The sequence below is a fragment of the Dellaglioa sp. CoH-57-MRSF-16 genome (assembly GCF_056782055.1).
Map to the genome: position 1 here is coordinate 17503 of NZ_JBXAXZ010000003.1, position 17616 is coordinate 35118.

17 protein-coding genes are annotated in these 17616 nt (G+C 33.9%); 4 read left to right on the plus strand and 13 right to left on the minus strand.

Going from position 1 to position 17616, the window contains the following annotated elements; translation table 11 throughout:
- Nucleotides 1-62: 62 nt before the first annotated feature.
- The 7 genes from AC1RPH_RS03795 to cdaA all read right to left on the minus strand — a co-directional run bounded on the left by AC1RPH_RS03795 (nt 63) and on the right by cdaA (nt 8065).
- The gene (locus tag AC1RPH_RS03795; protein ID WP_409022247.1) at nt 63-371 is read right to left on the minus strand and encodes a hypothetical protein; all 309 of its coding nucleotides are present in this window, start codon (nt 369-371) and stop codon (nt 63-65) included.
- Nucleotides 372-606: 235 nt separating this feature from the next.
- Nucleotides 607-1671 carry an ABC transporter ATP-binding protein gene (locus AC1RPH_RS03800; protein ID WP_481761425.1) on the minus strand — a complete coding sequence of 355 codons (1065 nt, stop codon included), beginning with the start codon at nt 1669-1671 and terminating at the stop codon, nt 607-609.
- Nucleotides 1672-1821: 150 nt separating this feature from the next.
- On the minus strand, nt 1822-2532 hold the full coding sequence (locus tag AC1RPH_RS03805) for a glucosamine-6-phosphate deaminase (protein WP_481761426.1): 711 nt from the start codon (nt 2530-2532) through the stop codon (nt 1822-1824).
- Between the two features lie 150 nt (nt 2533-2682).
- Nucleotides 2683-4500, minus strand: a complete 1818-nt coding sequence (glmS, locus tag AC1RPH_RS03810) for a glutamine--fructose-6-phosphate transaminase (isomerizing) (RefSeq protein WP_481761427.1) — start codon at nt 4498-4500, stop codon at nt 2683-2685.
- Between the two features lie 215 nt (nt 4501-4715).
- On the minus strand, nt 4716-6071 hold the full coding sequence (gene glmM, locus AC1RPH_RS03815; RefSeq protein WP_409022243.1) for a phosphoglucosamine mutase: 1356 nt from the start codon (nt 6069-6071) through the stop codon (nt 4716-4718).
- A 21-nt stretch (nt 6072-6092) separates the two neighbouring features.
- The gene (locus tag AC1RPH_RS03820; RefSeq protein WP_481761428.1) at nt 6093-7226 is read right to left on the minus strand and encodes a CdaR family protein; all 1134 of its coding nucleotides are present in this window, start codon (nt 7224-7226) and stop codon (nt 6093-6095) included.
- The gene (gene cdaA / locus AC1RPH_RS03825; protein ID WP_409022241.1) at nt 7223-8065 is read right to left on the minus strand and encodes a diadenylate cyclase CdaA; all 843 of its coding nucleotides are present in this window, start codon (nt 8063-8065) and stop codon (nt 7223-7225) included. Before cdaA ends, AC1RPH_RS03820 begins: the two co-directional genes overlap by 4 nt.
- 156 nt (nt 8066-8221) lie before the next feature.
- On the opposite strand from cdaA, the gene AC1RPH_RS03830 reads away from it, so the two are divergent.
- Nucleotides 8222-8878, plus strand: a complete 657-nt coding sequence (locus tag AC1RPH_RS03830) for a DUF1361 domain-containing protein (RefSeq protein ID WP_481761429.1) — start codon at nt 8222-8224, stop codon at nt 8876-8878.
- A 38-nt stretch (nt 8879-8916) separates the two neighbouring features.
- Here AC1RPH_RS03830 and AC1RPH_RS03835 read toward each other — a convergent pair whose 3' ends face one another.
- Complete coding sequence (locus tag AC1RPH_RS03835) at nt 8917-11034, minus strand: cation:proton antiporter (RefSeq protein ID WP_481761430.1); 2118 nt, start codon at nt 11032-11034, stop codon at nt 8917-8919.
- 20 nt (nt 11035-11054) lie between these two features.
- Nucleotides 11055-11954 carry a UDP-N-acetylmuramate dehydrogenase gene (murB, locus tag AC1RPH_RS03840; RefSeq protein ID WP_481761431.1) on the minus strand — a complete coding sequence of 300 codons (900 nt, stop codon included), beginning with the start codon at nt 11952-11954 and terminating at the stop codon, nt 11055-11057.
- Between the two features lie 189 nt (nt 11955-12143).
- On the opposite strand from murB, the gene AC1RPH_RS03845 reads away from it, so the two are divergent.
- Both AC1RPH_RS03845 and AC1RPH_RS03850 read left to right on the plus strand, forming a co-directional pair.
- On the plus strand, nt 12144-12677 hold the full coding sequence (locus tag AC1RPH_RS03845) for a 3'-5' exonuclease (RefSeq protein WP_409022237.1): 534 nt from the start codon (nt 12144-12146) through the stop codon (nt 12675-12677).
- A gap of 81 nt (nt 12678-12758) precedes the next feature.
- Nucleotides 12759-13232 (plus strand): glutathione peroxidase, encoded by a 474-nt coding sequence (locus tag AC1RPH_RS03850; protein WP_481761432.1) that lies wholly within the window; start codon nt 12759-12761, stop codon nt 13230-13232.
- A 51-nt stretch (nt 13233-13283) separates the two neighbouring features.
- On the opposite strand, the gene tsaE is transcribed toward AC1RPH_RS03850, so the two are convergent.
- The 3 genes from tsaE to AC1RPH_RS03865 are packed head-to-tail and all read right to left on the minus strand — an operon-like array spanning nt 13284 to nt 15441.
- Nucleotides 13284-13739: a tRNA (adenosine(37)-N6)-threonylcarbamoyltransferase complex ATPase subunit type 1 TsaE gene (tsaE, locus tag AC1RPH_RS03855; RefSeq protein WP_481761433.1), complete on the minus strand. Its 456-nt coding sequence runs from the start codon at nt 13737-13739 to the stop codon at nt 13284-13286.
- A 16-nt stretch (nt 13740-13755) separates the two neighbouring features.
- Entirely contained in the window at nt 13756-14745 is a 990-nt protein-coding gene (pta, locus tag AC1RPH_RS03860) for a phosphate acetyltransferase (protein ID WP_481761434.1), read from the minus strand.
- A gap of 15 nt (nt 14746-14760) precedes the next feature.
- Nucleotides 14761-15441, minus strand: a complete 681-nt coding sequence (locus AC1RPH_RS03865) for a uracil-DNA glycosylase (protein ID WP_481761435.1) — start codon at nt 15439-15441, stop codon at nt 14761-14763.
- Between the two features lie 126 nt (nt 15442-15567).
- Here AC1RPH_RS03865 and AC1RPH_RS03870 point away from each other — a divergent pair, with 126 nt between their 5' ends.
- Complete coding sequence (locus AC1RPH_RS03870; RefSeq protein WP_481761436.1) at nt 15568-16434, plus strand: Cof-type HAD-IIB family hydrolase; 867 nt, start codon at nt 15568-15570, stop codon at nt 16432-16434.
- Between the two features lie 215 nt (nt 16435-16649).
- Here AC1RPH_RS03870 and AC1RPH_RS03875 read toward each other — a convergent pair whose 3' ends face one another.
- The gene (locus AC1RPH_RS03875) at nt 16650-17612 is read right to left on the minus strand and encodes a zinc-binding dehydrogenase (protein WP_481761437.1); all 963 of its coding nucleotides are present in this window, start codon (nt 17610-17612) and stop codon (nt 16650-16652) included.
- Nucleotides 17613-17616 lie beyond the last annotated feature (4 nt).

Genomic DNA, 17616 nt, shown 5'->3' on the forward strand with positions numbered 1-17616 from the left:
TTCTGTCTATACTATTTTATACCATAGGTTAACCTATTTTGTAAAGATATTTTTGGTAATATTTACTCAATATGATTGTCTTTTAATATCGCATTCAAATCATTTTGAGCTTCTTCTGTTTTATGCCACTCTTGATATTCAGTAAATGCTTCTAGTGGCATTTCAAAATTTTGATTAATATATTTTTCATAATTAATAACGTGTGATGATCTGGGAATATTTAACTGTAGAATACGGACTTCTTTCAATAAATCTCTTTGAACTGCAAGTTCTGCTCTCCCATTTTGTACCATGTTCGATAATTCAAAATATTTAGAACCATCTTTTCTAGTAATTTCTTCAATTAATGATAAAACTTCATGACTTTTCATATTGAACCCAACTTTCTACATCTATTCTCTTAATTAAGTATAAACACATTTGACAATAAGTACAACAAGCACAAAAAAAGCCACTACATCGCAATAGTGGCTAGCATAAGAGAGAAAGAGAATTGATAAAGGTAATTCATATACCTTACAAACTTAAGATAACATCAAATGTAAGCGTTGTCAATAGTTTGTATTAAAAAAGTGCTGTCGAATGATCTACGCCAACACTTTCCTATTATTTCGTATTATCTGGATGAACAATACTTGTTGGGTTCTCAATAATATGACTTATTGAATGCCCTGATATATTTACTAAACTAAAGAATACCACAGCGACTAAAATCACAGCTGTTAGCACCTTACTTGGTTTAGACATTTTTTCATTTAAAACAGAGCCATAGAAATCCTTTTTTACCTTTTCGGTAATAACTTGCTTTGAAACGCCTAAATTTGCTTCATCAGCACTTTCTTTGTCTACTTGGTTAATAAGATAGTCATCGATACTAAACGCTTTTTGAGCCTCTTTTTGTTTCTTTTGGTACGCTGTTTTTTCTTTTTTTGATAATTTTTTAAACCAATCAATATAAGCTTTATATTTAGTGACAACTTCTTTAGTAGGACCAACTTGTTTTAAATCACCATATTGGATCCATGCGACACGATCGCATAGCATTTCAATTTGTTTTAATGAATGACTAACAAAAATAATTGTTTTTCCTTGTTCTTTAAATTCGTTAATTTTATCAACACATTTTTGATAAAAAGTATCATCGCCAACTGACAATGCCTCATCAATAATCAAAATATCAGGATCAATATGCACGGCAATAGCAAAGCCTAAACGAGATTTCATCCCACTAGAATAGCTTTTAACGGGTTGATAAACAAAATCACCTAAATCAGCAAAATTAATAATTTCATCTAAAATATCATCAATTTGTTGGTTAGTTAGACCCTGCATTAAACCTTTTAATCGAATATTTTCTAATCCGGTTAGTTGGCCTCTCAATCCAGCGCCGATAGCAATAATAGAAGTTTCTCCGCGAACATCTACAATACCGGTTGTTTGTGGAATAATCCCCGAAATAATATTGGATAACGTTGATTTACCTGAGCCGTTAACGCCAATTAAACCAAGTGTTTCTCCACTCATAACATCCATCGAGATTCCTTTAAGAGACCAAAAATGAGGTACCGTCGTACTTTTAAAAGAAAAGAATGATTTGATATGTTCAGATTTTGTTTTAAATAAGTCATATTCTTTTGTGACATTTTTTACTCTAATTTTATAATCGACCATTTTTTCAACTTCCTAAAAACGTATTTTCTTACAATTGTCATCATGTTACTAGACTTACTATCAGCCGTCAAGCAAGCACAAAACACAAATAGAACCAATCCATTTATTTTAACGCTTTAAATGAATTAGTTCTACATATGGATGATAATTTTATTTATTTTTTAATAAACTTGCAGCTGCTTCATCAACAATGACAACTACATCATCATGATTTTGTAAGAAACTTGCAGGTAGGTCTTCTGTTATAGGGCCTTCAATCATTCCCTTAATAGCTTCTGCCTTACTTTCACCAAAAGCTTCAAGTAAAATCTTGTGCGACTTCATGATTGATCCAATACCCATTGAATAAGCATATTCAGGAACATCATTTTCGTTATCAAAGAAACGTGCATTTGATTTGATCGTTGACTCCGTTAAATGAACTTTATGTGTCAAGCTATCTTCAGCTGTTCCAGGTTCATTGAATCCAATATGACCATTTTTACCAATACCCAAAATTTGTAAATCAATTGGATTATCTTCAATAATTTTGTCATAACGTTTTGTTTCTTTTTCTGAATCACTTTCAAGACCATTAGGTAAGTAAGATGTCTTAAATGGTTTTTTACTAAATAAATTTTCATTCATAAAGTAACGGTAACTTTGTGAATCTTTTTCACCTAAACCAACATATTCATCTAAGTTAACTGATGTTGAATCCGTAAAATCTAAGTCACTGGCTGTAATTGCGGCATAGGTTGTTAATGGTGTGCTTCCTGTAGCAAGTCCAAAGACTTTAGCATTTGCTTCTTTAGCAGCTTTAAAAATTTCGTAGCCTTTTTGGCCACCCTCGTTTTGGTCTTTAACAATAATTAATTTCATTTGATTGTCCTCTTTTCAATTATTTATTCCTCTAATTGGTATAGTCCAATAATACAATATCATTTTAAAAAAAGCAATAGGTCTATACCAAATAATAAACAAAAAAATGATACTACCCTTAAACAGGTAATATCATTTCTTCAATCTATCTTATTCGACAGTAACACTCTTAGCTAAATTACGAGGTTTATCAACATCATAGCCACGGTTTAGGCTTGTATAGTAAGCCAATAATTGTGCAGGCACAATACTTACTAACGGTGTTAATAAGTCAGAAACATCTGGTAATACAATTTGATCACCCTCGTTTGCTAATGTCTCTGTTGAGATGATAATTGTATTTGCTCCACGAGCCAAGACTTCTTGAACATTGCCTCGTGTATGACTTGCAGTCGGTTTATCAGTAATAATAGCTACAACTGGTGTGCCTTCTTCAATCAAGGCAATAGTTCCATGTTTTAATTCACCAGATGCAAAACCTTCCGTTTGAACATAAGAGACTTCTTTTAATTTAAGTGCAGCTTCAATTGAAACATCGTAATCAATACCACGACCAATATAGAAAGCGTTACGCGTTTCACTTAAGAATTCTTTCGCTAAGTCATTAATTGAGTCTTTATCATCAACCATAGCTTGCATAGCATTTGCAACCATTGTTAATTCATGATAAACATCAAAATTAAGAGCTTTTGTTTGTTTTGTAACTGTTCCTAACGCTTTTGCTAAAAGTGCTTCAACGGCAATTTGAGCTGTATATGCCTTAGTTGAGGCAACTGCTATTTCAGGACCAGCATGTAATAATAACGTATATGTTGCCTCACGAGAAAGTGTAGAATTTGCTGAATTTGTAATTGTTAAACTTGGGTACATCATTTCGTTAACTTTTACAAGAACCTGACGGCTATCAGCTGTTTCACCACTTTGTGATAAGAAAATAAAGAATGGTTTTTCTGAAAGTAATGGCATATGATAACCAAATTCTGAAGCAACATGTACTTCTGTTGGTACATTAGCTAAACCTTCAAATAATTCTTTTCCAACTAATCCGGCATGGTAACTTGTCCCTGCAGCAACAATATAGATGCGATCAGCAGCTTTCATTGCGTTTAAAATACTATCATCAATTTTAACAGTTTCTTCATTTTCAACATACTCACTCAATAAACGTCGCATAACAGCTGGTTGTTCATCGATTTCTTTTAGCATGTAGAATGGATATGCGCCTTTTTCTGAATCGCTATCATCCATTTCAACATGATATGAATCACGTGATACGGCTTCACCAGCTTTATTTTCAATTTCAATAGAGTCAGGTTTAACAATAACCATTTCACCATCCATGAGTTCAATGAAGTCATGTGTTTCTTTCAACATTGCCATGGCATCACTGCAGACAACATTAAAGCCATCCCCAACACCAATTAATAAAGGACTCTTATTCTTAGCCACAAACAATGTTTCTGGTTCTTCACGATCCATCATCAAGAAAGCATATGAAGAACCTTCAAGTAATGATAAAACTTTTTTGAATGCTTGTTTAGCAGTTAAATTTTCTTTATTTGCAAAATATCCAATTAATTGAACAACAACCTCAGTATCTGTTTCACTAACAAAATTTACGTCTTTTAAATATTGTTCTTTTAACTCAGAAAAATTAGTGATAACGCCATTATGTACAAGGTAAAAGCGGCCATCTTCAGAAACATGAGGATGGGCATTAAATTTACTTGGTACGCCATGTGTTGCCCAACGCGTATGTCCAATTCCAGCAGTTCCATGAACCTTATCATCAATGGCCGACTTCAAATTCGAAATACGTCCAGCCTCTTTAACAAGGTAATCTTCACCCGTTTTGTTATCAACAAAAATACCGGCTGAATCATAACCACGGTATTCTAATTTTTCCAAACCATTAATTAAAATTTCAACAGTATTCGTTTTTCCTGTTACGCCAACAATTCCACACATAGTTTATGTCATCCTTTTTTTAAATGTATTTTTTATTATTATTTTAAAATTGGTATAGATGTTTAAAAAACAAGTAACCCTTATCAATATCTATTAATATACCTTTCTGATATTTTTTTGTCAAGAATTAATATATTGGTCTATATTTTAAATCAACTTTAAAATAAAAAAAGAGTCATTTGAATTTTCATTCAAATGACTCTTTCGCTTAATTTCTAAACGCCCATTTCAGTTTGAACTGTTTGCACAATTCGATCAACATAAGCTTTAACTTCTTTTTCTGTTGGTGCTTCGGCCATAACACGTAATAAATTTTCAGTTCCACTAGGTCTCACAAGAACTCGGCCATCGCCGGCCATTTCTGCTTCAACTTCTGCAATACTATCTTTAATTTTTTGATTATCTAATGCAGCTTGCTTATCTGTCACTCTAACATTCACAAGTTCTTGTGGATAAGTCTGAACAGCTGCAGCTAATTCAGATAACTTCTTGCCTGTTTTCTTCATAACATTTAGCAATTGAATAGCAGTTAGCATCCCATCACCAGTTGTATTGTAATCTAAGAATACAATATGTCCAGATTGTTCGCCACCAATGTTGTAACCGTCAGCACGCATTTTTTCAACAACATAACGATCACCAACTTGTGTTTTAACTGATGTTAAATCAGCTGCTTCAAGTGCTTTGTATAGTCCAATATTACTCATAACAGTTGTCACAACTGTTTCTTTTTTCAAGCGACCACGTTCATTCATGTATAATCCACAAATGTACATAATTTTATCGCCATCAATAATATTACCTAATTCATCAACAGCAATACATCTATCACCATCGCCATCAAAAGCAATCCCGGCTTCAAGCTTATTTTCAACTACAAATTTAGCTAATCCTTCTGGATGTGTTGAACCAACGCCATCATTAATATTTAATCCATCAGGCGAAGTTGCCATTGTTTCAAATTCAGCATTTAAATCAGCAAACAAACGTGAAACAAGTCCACTTGTTGCGCCATTAGCTGAATCAATTCCAACATGAATTCCTTCTAAATCATCAGGAATTGTTTGTTCCAAAAATTGTGTATATTTCAGTACACCTTCTGGATAATCTGCTAATACTCCAAGGCCTTCACCTTCTGGTCTTGGCAAATCATCAGAATCTTTTTCTAATAAAACTTCAATTTCTTCTTCTTGTTCATCAGATAGTTTATAACCATCCGCACCAAAAAATTTAATGCCGTTATCTTGAACGGGATTATGTGAAGCTGAAATCATAATTCCAGCAACTGCATTTTGGGCACGTACAAGGTACGCTACACCAGGTGTTGAAATAACGCCTAATGAGAGTACTTCAATCCCAACTGATAATAACCCTGAAATCAAAGCTTGTTCAAGCATTTGACCAGAGATTCGTGTATCACGCGCAACAAGCACTTGTGGTCTATCGTTATTTTCAAGTTGTGCATGCTCTGATAGAACATACCCACCTAAACGTCCCAATCTAAATGCTAACTCAGGACTTAGTTCTTTATTTGCAATTCCTCTAACACCATCTGTACCAAAATATTTCATTATTTTCTCCTCACTAATTAATTAATTTAATGCGTTCGTTGATTCACTTGAACTACTTGAACTATCAGAACTTGTCGATGAAGACGAAGTAGCACTTTCACTACTTTCTGAACTGGTTTCAGAGCTCGTCGATGTCTGATCAGTTGTTGTTTCACTACTTTCAGTTTTTGATGCTGCGGTTCCACCAGAAGCACTAATTTTTACTTTAACAGATTCTGGATTTGATGAAATTAAATTATTCTTATCCAAATCGATACTAATTGTTTTCGTAACGGAATCACTAATCTTATTAATTGGTACCACAACATCAAGTTTACTTAATTTGCTTAAGGTTGATTCTGTACCCGTTACCGTTACTTGTTTTGTATCACTTGAAAACTTATACGTCTTCCCAGATACGCCAGTTCCACTTGAAACAAAATTCAAAGGTAATTTTTTAGTGGTTTTAGTACTCTCAACCGGTATTGTAACACCGACTGTTGATGGGGTCATGACGACATTTAAAGTTTTACCATTTACATCTAAGGCCTCAAGTAAGACTTCTTGTGAAATTGTTGACTTGATCTGATTGCTGCTGACATTTACTTGTGCAACCACTTCTGAAATAGCATTCACATCGCCTTCCGCACCGGATGCAGAAATCGTATTATTATCTAAAACAGGCGTCCCACTCTTATACCCTTGCGCTAAACGACGTTCATTAAATTTCACCTGAATAGGGAATGTCGTTGTCTTACGTTTTTGTATATTAACAGAAATTGTAGCGGGACTAATTTTATAACTAATTTCTTTGTTTAATCCTTCTGCTTGTAACTTAACAACATGTTTTCCAGGATTTAAACCCTTTAAATCAGCAAACACTCTAAAGTTTTGTGTATTCACAGTTGTTGTAATTAAAGCGCCAGGACCGTCCAATGTTAATTTTACATTTTTAGGATATCCAGTAATAAAGTATTTATCACTATCGGCCGTAATTTGTAGGCCAGCCTCAATCGTTTTTGATTCATTTGCAACTAGACTCGTTGTTTTTGAATCGGAAAAATTATTTGTATTTGCTAACTGATCATAATTAACATAAACAAATAATAAAATTGCTAAAATTAAAGAGGTTCCAATAAAAAATGAGCGACTATTAAAAAATTTATTTAGATTCATTTTTTATCCCCCTTACGCCCGAAATGTTCAAAAAATTCCCAGAAAGGGTTGTTCTTTTTAGGTTCATCATCTTTAATTAATTCAGTATTCAATAATTTAAGGTAATCTTCTTGTGATAAATCACGAATAAGTTCGTTATTTCGCGTAATTGTCACTGAACCTGTTTCTTCTGACACAACAATCGTAATTGCGTCGGTTACTTCACTGATACCTACTGCAGCACGATGCCGAGTTCCTAATTCTTTTGGAATTAAGTTACTTTCAGATAATGGTAAGTAAGCCGCCGCAACAGCTATTTTATTATCTTTAATAATTACCGCGCCATCATGCAATGGTGTATTGGGAATGAAAATATTGATTAATAATGCACCCGTAATTTCAGCATCTAATGCAATTCCGGTTTCAATATAATCTTCCAATCCAGTGTTCATTTGGATAGTAATTAATGCCCCAATTCGACGTTTTGACATATATTGAATAGCTGAGTCTAGTCCAGCAATCATATGTTCTTCGTCTTTGTTTTTCTGTTTACCTCTTGAAAAAAATGATCCACGACCAAGATGTTCCAATCCACGTCTTATTTCCGGTTGGAAAATAACAACCATGGCGATAACACCCCAATTGATAACTTGATCCATAATCCAAGATACAGTTTGTAGCCCAACGACCACACTAATTAGCTTAATCACAACAATAATTATGATTCCTCTAAAAAGTTGAACCGCTTTTGTTCCTCGTAAAAGTACCATGAGTTCATAAACAACAAACCAGACAACGATAATATCTAGTATATTGACCATATGCCCCCACGTTACAAGACCACCCCAGTTAATGGACATCACTCGGCCTCCTCTATTTTATTAACCGTTTTATTATACCACGTTGTTAGATTTGTTTCCTCATCCCGCCATATTTTCTATTATCTACCGGATTATTAATTTGATTTCATCTCATTTTTTGCTACACTGAAGTTACTATAGAAAAGGATGACCATTATGATAAATACAAATGTAAAGCACGGTATCAGATTATTTTTTATATGTTACTTAATTATTATTTACTTATTCGTTTACAACCAACAATCACCTTTTAATTTTTTACTCTTAAATACATTTTTAGGTTATCTGCCAATTGAATTAGCTTTTCACATCAAAGATAAATTATCAAATACTTATTTTTGGCTGTTAACAGCAGCTTGGCTATTCTTTTATCCGAACGCGCCTTACCTATTAACTGATATTTTTCATTTAAGCTTACTGCATCCCTATGACATAATGACAGGATTAATTAAATTAGATATTCATATGTGGCTAAACTATACTTATTTGTTGGTAAGTACCTTATCATGTACGTTACTTGCACTCGTTGGATTTTCTCAAATTGCCGACCAAATTAAAGAACGACTACACTTAACACCTTATTATTTTCGTTATGTCGTTATATTTGGCCTAACTATTTTGTCATCTGTCGGTGTCTATATTGGTCGTTTTTTAAGATTACACACTGTTTACCTACTAACATCACCAAAATTAACATTAAAATTGATTGCCGATATGTGGACAATTAAAATGTTAGCTTTTGTCGTTTTACTAACAATAGTCCAACTAGTTATTATCATTTGCTTAGAAGTCTATAGAAAAACAATAAAATAGGTGTAACTCGCATATAAATTGCGAGTTACACCTATTTTTTAGTCCTCTTCAGAAAGCATAATAACATTTTCAGAATAATTAATATATTCACGTAAACTTGACGCTAATGACCATGTAATATAGCCTCGTTCCATCAATTCCTGCATCGCAGAACGTTCAGCCGCAATAGCCTTTAATCTAAGTTGGTAACTTTGTTCCTCAGATTCGGCTTGATTAATATTTTTGGTCCGTTTTAATGTTTCGATACGATTACGATAATAAACAATCAAATGATACATAGCTTGCTGCTTAAATTGTTGATTGCCATCATCAGATTTTTTAACATACGTTGATAGTGCTTTAATAGCTGCTTTTGCTAAAGCTTTTTCTATATTTCGTCGTTCATAAACCATTTTTAATTCTTTTTCAGAATAGAGTGTCCGTCTCACAACCTTACCTAATTGAACAAAGGCATGATTAATATTTCTAACCGTTACAAATGAGATTTTCCGATTATTAATTTGACCTAATTTCGCTTTTTGTTTCATAATTTTCTTACTAATAATTGAATAGTTTTTATTACTAATAGCCTGCTTTAATCTCATTTTATCTAACGCTTCGAGTTCTCCATCTAAAGCAATTCGCCTAATGTCTGCTTCTTCCTCAACAATTTGGCGTAATCGTTCATCATCCTGATCAGAAAACTCAAGTCGACGAATCATAAATTGATATTCTAAAATTAATTCATAGGCAACTTTTTGATTAGATTCTCGTCGTTCAGATTCCAAGCGACTAATAGCAACTCGCATAATATAAATACGAGCTTGCTTTTCATTGAACTGCGTATCTCCGCTATCACTAGTTATGATAGCATCCTCATCTTCAACTAAAGTAGCATCAGGAACCTCATTACTGGTTTTCATTATTCCTTTTTCTTTAGTTAAAAGAGGTAATATCAAAATTGCGGCTACTAAACTTAAAATAATCACGCCACCAGCAATAAATAACATTAATGAACGCTCTGGAAAAGCAGCACCTGTTTTTATTATCGTTGGGACTGTTAACACACCAGCCATTGTAATTGCACCACGAACACCTGAAAATCCTGATATTAACGCAATACGCCAACTTGGCTTTGCCTTATTTTTTGATTTATTTTTCTTAGAAATTAATAACATATTAATATACGTCCAAACAACACGAATCACGACTAAAAAGAGCCAGACGACAAAAACATCAATAATAGCCGAAAGAGTACTACTATTGTTATCTTCTAATGTCTTTGACATCGCAATTGGTAATTCAATTCCAAGAATAATAAACACAAATCCATTCAGGAGATAAACCACAATTTCCCAGGTTTTTTCAGTTACTAACTTAATTTCAGGTAAGTACGTCGCGAAAGTATTCTTACGCATACTAGAGATAACGCCAGCGACAACTACCGAAATAACACCTGATGCATGCAAAAATTCTTCCGTAAAAAGAAAAATGATGAAAGGTGTTAAAATTTGTAATATCGTATTAAAAACAACATCATTAATCCCTTGCCTCATTAAAAAATCTCGTATTGTTGAAATCAGCAACATTAACACTGCTCCCGAGATAAAACCAACAATCGCAATATACGTAAAATCACCAAGCGCCTGTCCAAATGAAAAATAGCCAGTAACCGCAGCAGCAATCGCGTATTTAAAGGCAATTAATCCACTTGCGTCATTAATTAAACTTTCACCACTAACCAAATTTAAAATATTACTTGGTAATTTTGCTTTTTCAGCAATCGATTGCACAGCAACTGGATCCGTTGGTGACAAAATAGCTGCCAGTGCGAATCCAACTGCTAATGGCATTTTTGGAATCAAAAGATGAATGAAAAATCCAACTACCACAGTTGTTAAGAAAACCAATAATATGGCATTCGCAAAAATGGAACCTCTTAATTTCCACAATTCACGTTTTGGAAATTTTCGACCATCATTAAATAATAGTGGCGCAATAAAGAGTAATAAGAACCAATCTGTTTCTAACTCAATTGAGACTTTAAAAATTAAGGCAACGACAAAGCCTAATGCTATCTGGATCAATCCAACGGGTATTGAAACCAGATAATGACTGATAACATTTGATAGTAAAACAAGTGCAGCTAAAACAATAACCGATTCAAGTAGCGGCATTTACCATCTTCCTTTCTACTTTAGTCTTCTCCGATAATTCTAACTTCCGTTTCTAATCTAACCTTAAATTTTTCCCACACAACGTTTTGAACATGCTTAATAACATCCATATAATCTGTTGCAGTAGCGCCGTCTACATTAACAATAAACCCGGCATGTTTCTTTGATACTTGTGCGCCACCAATTTGGTAGCCTTGTAACCCAGCTTCGTGAACTAGTACACCAGTATAGTGTCCATCAGGTCGCTTAAAAACACTTCCACATGATGGGTACTCTAAAGGTTGTTTAGATGCACGTAAAAAGTTAAACTCATCCATTTTTTCACGGATATCATATTTATTACCTTCTTTTAATACAAAGGTTGCTTCTAATATGATGTCATTATCATCTTGAATTTGACTATGACGATAGTCAAAGTTCATTTCTTCGTTAACTAGTGTTTTCACATAACCAGTACGTGTAATAACACTAACTTCACTCAATACCTGGCTGATATCACCATCATATGCACCAGCATTCATAAATACGGCACCACCAACACTCCCAGGAATCCCAGCAGCAAATTCAAAATTAGTCAAGCCAGCTTGGTAAGCTTCTTCTGTTGTCTCAATAAGTGAGGCACCAGCTTGCGCTATAATTTTCGTCCCAGATACAGCAATTTTATCCATATCCGTTAAAATGATTACAAGTCCACGAATACCGCCATCTTTCACAACTAGATTACTCGAATTTCCTAAAACAGTTAAAGGAATACCATTTTCATTGGCTGTATTCACCAAAATTTTAACATCTGACACTGCATCAGGAAAAGCTAAAAGATCAGCCATCCCTCCCGTTTCAGTATTTGTATATTTAGCAAGTGGTTCATTTTTTAAAATTTTAATAGATGGAAATAGTTCTACAAAAGTGTCAATTATCATTATTTATTCGATTCCTTTCAACATTTAGCAATTCCTTCTAGTTTAACACGTTCAATGTTTATTTTTCTATTTTAACGCACAAACAAGCGACTTTTAATTGTATAACCTAACTGTTATACTTTATTAACATTATTAGACCGAGTATTTTAATAACCTTATCAGTCATATCGAATTAAAAAGGAGTTAATTATGAATTTTGTTACAATGGATTTTGAAACTGCTAATAATCAGCGTCATAGCGCCTGTTCAATTGCTTTAACAGTTGTTCGAAATAATCAAATCGTTGATGAATTTTATTCACTTATTAAACCGGAAACACCTTTTAATTGGCGTAATGTTCAAATTCATGGTATTCACGAAGAAGACGTTGAATTTGCACCAAAGTTTCCAGAACTATGGTCACATATTTCGCCACTTTTCCAGAACAATAGTTTAATCGTGGCACATAATGCCCCCTTTGATAACAGTATTTTGCATAATACATTGGGTTATTATGGATTAGAGACACCCCAATTTTTATTGTTAGATACGGTTAGAACAAGTCGTAAATTATTCCCAGAATTTCCAAATCATAAATTAAATACGGTTTGTGATGAATTGGGAATCACGTTAACAAATCATCACAATGCCTTAGATGATTCCGTTGCTTGTGCCAATATCTTACTCTATCAAGAACACGAATTTGGACAAGAAATTTTAAAACCATTTGTGAAGCCAGCATAATCAAATTTAAGCACATTAATAGGGCTACTGTTTAAACTGTTATATGATGACCGTAATCAAACCAAATTGGGGGAAATTACAATGTCAATTTATGATTATCAGGTTACACTAGAAAATGGTGAAACTTATTCATTAGAAAAGTACAAGGATCACCCTTTATTAATTGTTAATACAGCCACTAAATGTGGTTTTGCGCCACAATTTAAACAATTAGAAGAATTATATGAGGATTATCAAGACCAAGGATTAGTGGTACTTGGGTTTCCATCGAATCAATTCCATCAAGAAGTCGATAATGATGCGCAAGCAGCAGCTACCTGTCGTATGACATATGGCGTTAGTTTTCCAATGCATACCATTCAAAATGTAAATGGAGAAGATGCGTTACCACTATTTAAATACCTGACTGATGAAACGCAAGGCGTGTTGGGTAGCTCAATTAAATGGAACTTCACTAAATTTTTAGTTAATCGTGATGGACAAGTTGTTAAACGTTATGCACCTAAGACTAATCCTTTAAAGATGAAACCAGAAATCGAAAAATTGGTTAAATAAAAACAAGTTAGCTGATACCCCCATTTAGAGGCTATCAGCTAACTTGTTTTTTTAGTTGAAATGGGCCAACATATTATCATATTGTAATCCATTACTTTCTAATTCGATAGTACGTAAATTATCATCATGATCATCTTTCAATAATGTAATTTTTAACCAATCATTTGGTAATTCATCCTGAATAAATTCAGACCATTCAACAACACTCACACCATCAGAATTAAAATATTCATCTAACCCTAAATCTGCGCCGCCCATCCCTTCAAGTCGGTAAACATCCATATGAAATAACGGCAAACGGCCCTCACGATATTCTCTCACAATTGGAAATGTTGGACTTTTAACGTTCCGCTTGATCCCTAACCCAACGGCTAAGCCTTTAGCAAAAGTTGTCTTTCCTGCGCCTAAATCACCATCCAATAACAAAATCATATTAGGTTCAACAAGCTGTCCAATTTTTTCGGCAATTTCTTGTGTTTCTTCTACAGAACTGACTTCAATATTCATTAATTATTTCACCATTTCATTCTAAACTTTGCGCAGCTGTAATAATACCAACCTTGTAAATTTCTTCTACGTTAGCACCACGAGATAAATCTGAAACCGGTTGGTTTAATCCTTGTAGGATAGGTCCGATAGCTTCAAATCCACCTAAACGTTGTGCAATTTTGTAGCCAATATTTCCAGATTGTAATTCAGGGAAAATGAAAACATTTGCTTGTCCTGCAACCTTTGATCCAGGTGCTTTTTGTTCACCAACACTCGGTACAAAAGCAGCATCAAATTGTAATTCGCCGTCAATCGCTTCATTTGGTGCTAGTTTTTGTGCAATTTCAGTTGCTTCTGCTACCTTTGATACCTCTGGTGCTTTAGCTGAACCTTTAGTTGAAAAACTAAGCATTGCTACTTTGGGATCAATATCAAAGAGACGAGCCGTCTGAATGCTTGCAATTGCCATTTCTGCTAATTCTTGAGCAGTTGGATTAATACTGATCGCAGCATCAGAAAATAAATACTTTTCTGTATCATTATTTCTGGTCATAATAAAGGCACCACTTGTCCGACTCACGCCTGGTTTCGTTTTAATAATTTGTAATGCAGGTCGAACGGTATCTCCAGTAGCGTGAACAGCTCCAGAAACCATCCCTTCAGCTAATCCCATGTAAACGAGCATTGTACCGAAATAATTAACATCGCGTAACATTTCTTCAGCTTGTTCAGGTGTATTTTTACCCTTACGTCGTTCAACAAAGGCCGTTTTCATCTCATTAAAATCTGTTTCAGAATATTGTTTAGGATCAAGTAATTCTACACCGATACCATCAAGAGTTAAATCGAGCTTTGTGGCTAACTCTTTCATTTTTGCAACATCCCCCAATAAAATAGGTTCTGCCAAATTATCTTCTGCTAATTTAACGGCTGCTCTTAGAATACGTTCTTCTTCCCCTTCAGGAAAAACTATTTTAATTTTTTTACTTTCAATTTTGCTTTTCAAACTTTCAAATAATGACATATCATTTCCTCCTAATTAAGTGTTACTGGGTAATTGCCAGTTAATCGGTGGCAATCCCTGACTTATTAAATTTTGATTTATTTGTGAAAATGGTTTCGATCCAAAAAAACCGCGGTAAGCAGATAACGGACTTGGATGAGGTGATGTTATCACAATATTGTGATCTGTATCAATTAATTTAATCTTATCTTGGGCTGTCTTCCCCCATAAAACAAAAATAATTGTCTGTGAAGATTCGGATAATCGTTCAATCACACCATCTGTTAATAATTCCCATCCATGATTACGATGAGAATTAGCGGCGCCATCTCTTACAGTTAAGACTGAATTTAACATCAAAACACCTTGCTCCGCCCAACTCTTCAAATAGCCATGATTAGCTGGTGGAATTCCTAAATCTGTTTCCAATTCTTTATACATATTCCGTAAAGAAGGTGGAATTTTTTCTCCTGGTAAAACAGAAAAACTCAACCCATGAGCTTGATGCTTTTCATGATAAGGATCCTGTCCCAATAAACAAACTCTAACGTCAGAAAATGGGGTCAGTTCAAAGCTTTCAAAAATGCGATTTTTTTCCGGATAAATCGTCTCATTTTGATATTCATTATCAATAAACGTTTCTAAATCAGCATATTTAGATTTTGCAAGCTCTTCGGTCAAAATGGGTTGCCAATCATTATCGACATTAATATTCATTGTCTAACACCTCACAGATTAAGTTTACCATATTAGTGAATACAAAAATAAATGATTTGATTAAAATATCGAGCGGTTTCATGTTAAAATGAAACCAGTAAATAAGATTAGAGGAGTGTTGAATTTATGATAAAAATTATTGCATCAGATATGGATGGTACTTTACTAAATGATCAAATGGTGATTTCAGAAAAAAACGCCGATGCGATTAAACAAGCACAAGCATTAGGAGTCCACTTTATCGTTTCTACTGGCCGTGGCTATACTGAAGTTAAACCTTTAATTACAGCAGCCGGGTTCAATAGTCCAATGATTACATTTAACGGCGCAGAAGTTTTAGATGGAAATGGTAAAACACTTAGTACAACACCTATTTCAAAAAAAGTCGTTCAAACTTTAGTTCAAACATTCAAAAAAGAAAATTTTTACTTTGAAATGACAACCTCAAACGGTGTTTATTCTGATAATCGTGCAAACCGTATTCAAAATGTAGCGCGTCTAATCTCTGATACAAATCCAGATACACCATTTAAAATGGCTGTTTCATTAGCTGCAGCTCGTCTTGAATTAATGAATATCAATTACGTTGATGATTACCAAACAGTCATCGATGATTCAAAAATTGATATTTTTAAATTAATTGTTTTCAGTATGGATGGTCAAGAAGAATTACTCCCTTTAAAAGCAAAAATTGAAGAAGAAGACTCACTTGTTGTTACCTCTTCTGCACCTACTAACCTTGAAATTAACAACGTAAATGCCCAAAAAGGGATTGCACTCCAAGCTTTCGCTAAAGAACTTAATATCCCAATGTCAGATGTCATGGCAATTGGAGATAACTTAAATGATGTTTCTATGTTAAAAGTTGCAGGCGTCAGTTACGCCATGGAAAATGGCCACGACGAGGTAAAACGTATTGCCAATCATTCAGCAAAAACAAATTCTGAAGATGGTGTTGGCTTAGCTATTCTTGAACAGTTAGCTGAAAAATAAATCGATTGAGACTAAAAAGTGTAATTAATTAGAAAAAATAAGTCTATAAAAACTGTTGTTGATAGTAGTTTAAAAACTATTACCAATAACAGTTTTTTTACAACGAAAAAAACAAAAGCCATAAGACTTTTGTTACGTAATCAATCAGCCCTGTTACTCTCCAACTATCAATTATGAAACCCATAATACGTCGCTAACCAATTTGGTACTTATCTTTATTCAGTTGTTAGTAACACGATTACTTTCCCAAAACTATCCTGATTTTGTAAGTAAGCATGCGCTAAAGGAACTTCACTTAGTTTGAAGTTTTTTTCTGGTTTCACATCAACATCATATTTTGAAATGTAGTCCAACAGATCATTCAATTTATCCTGACTGACATTGTCAGAGTAAAAACTAGTGAGGTAACTATTTTTCTCGATATCTATAATCGGATCAAATTCTTCTAAAAACCATTTACCTCCTAATTGTCCCGTACTACATAAAATGCCTCCTTCGTTTAAATGTTGAAAACTATCTTTTATAGTGGCAGGGCCAATTAATTCTAAAATTTTGTCATACTTCTTTTCAGTCTCTAATACACCAGTCTTATCTATTATTACATCATTAAAACCAGCGGACAATAATTGCTCATTTTTTGCTTGGCTCCGACTAGTACCATCAATTACAATATCAGGATATCTGGCCTTCAACAATTTAAGAAATGAAATACCTACTCCACTTGTGGCGCCTCTAACTAAAATTTTATCTTTTTTTGTAATTTTTAAGTTTTTCATTGAACCAAATGCTGTATAGTACGTTTCAGGAATAGTCGCAAGTTCTTTCCAAGATATATTTGTTGTTATTGGATATATTTGGTTATTTGGTAATGCTACATATTCAGCATAGCTGCCATCAAATGCGCGTCCCATTTCTCCCATAATGGAAATAACTTTTTTCCCTATAGGTAATCTTTCAGGATCGCTCGTTTCTTCAACAACACCCACACATTCAATGCCTAAAACCCTAGGAAACAAAACAGTTGGCGATTTTCCCTCTCTCGTAAAAATCTCCGATCTATTGATACCAAACCCTTTTATTTTAATTAAGGACCAGTTAGCTTTTATTTTAGGTAAATTTACCTCTTGGTAAATAAGCTTATCTGTTCCTCCTGCTTCATTAACAACAATTGCTTTCATAATT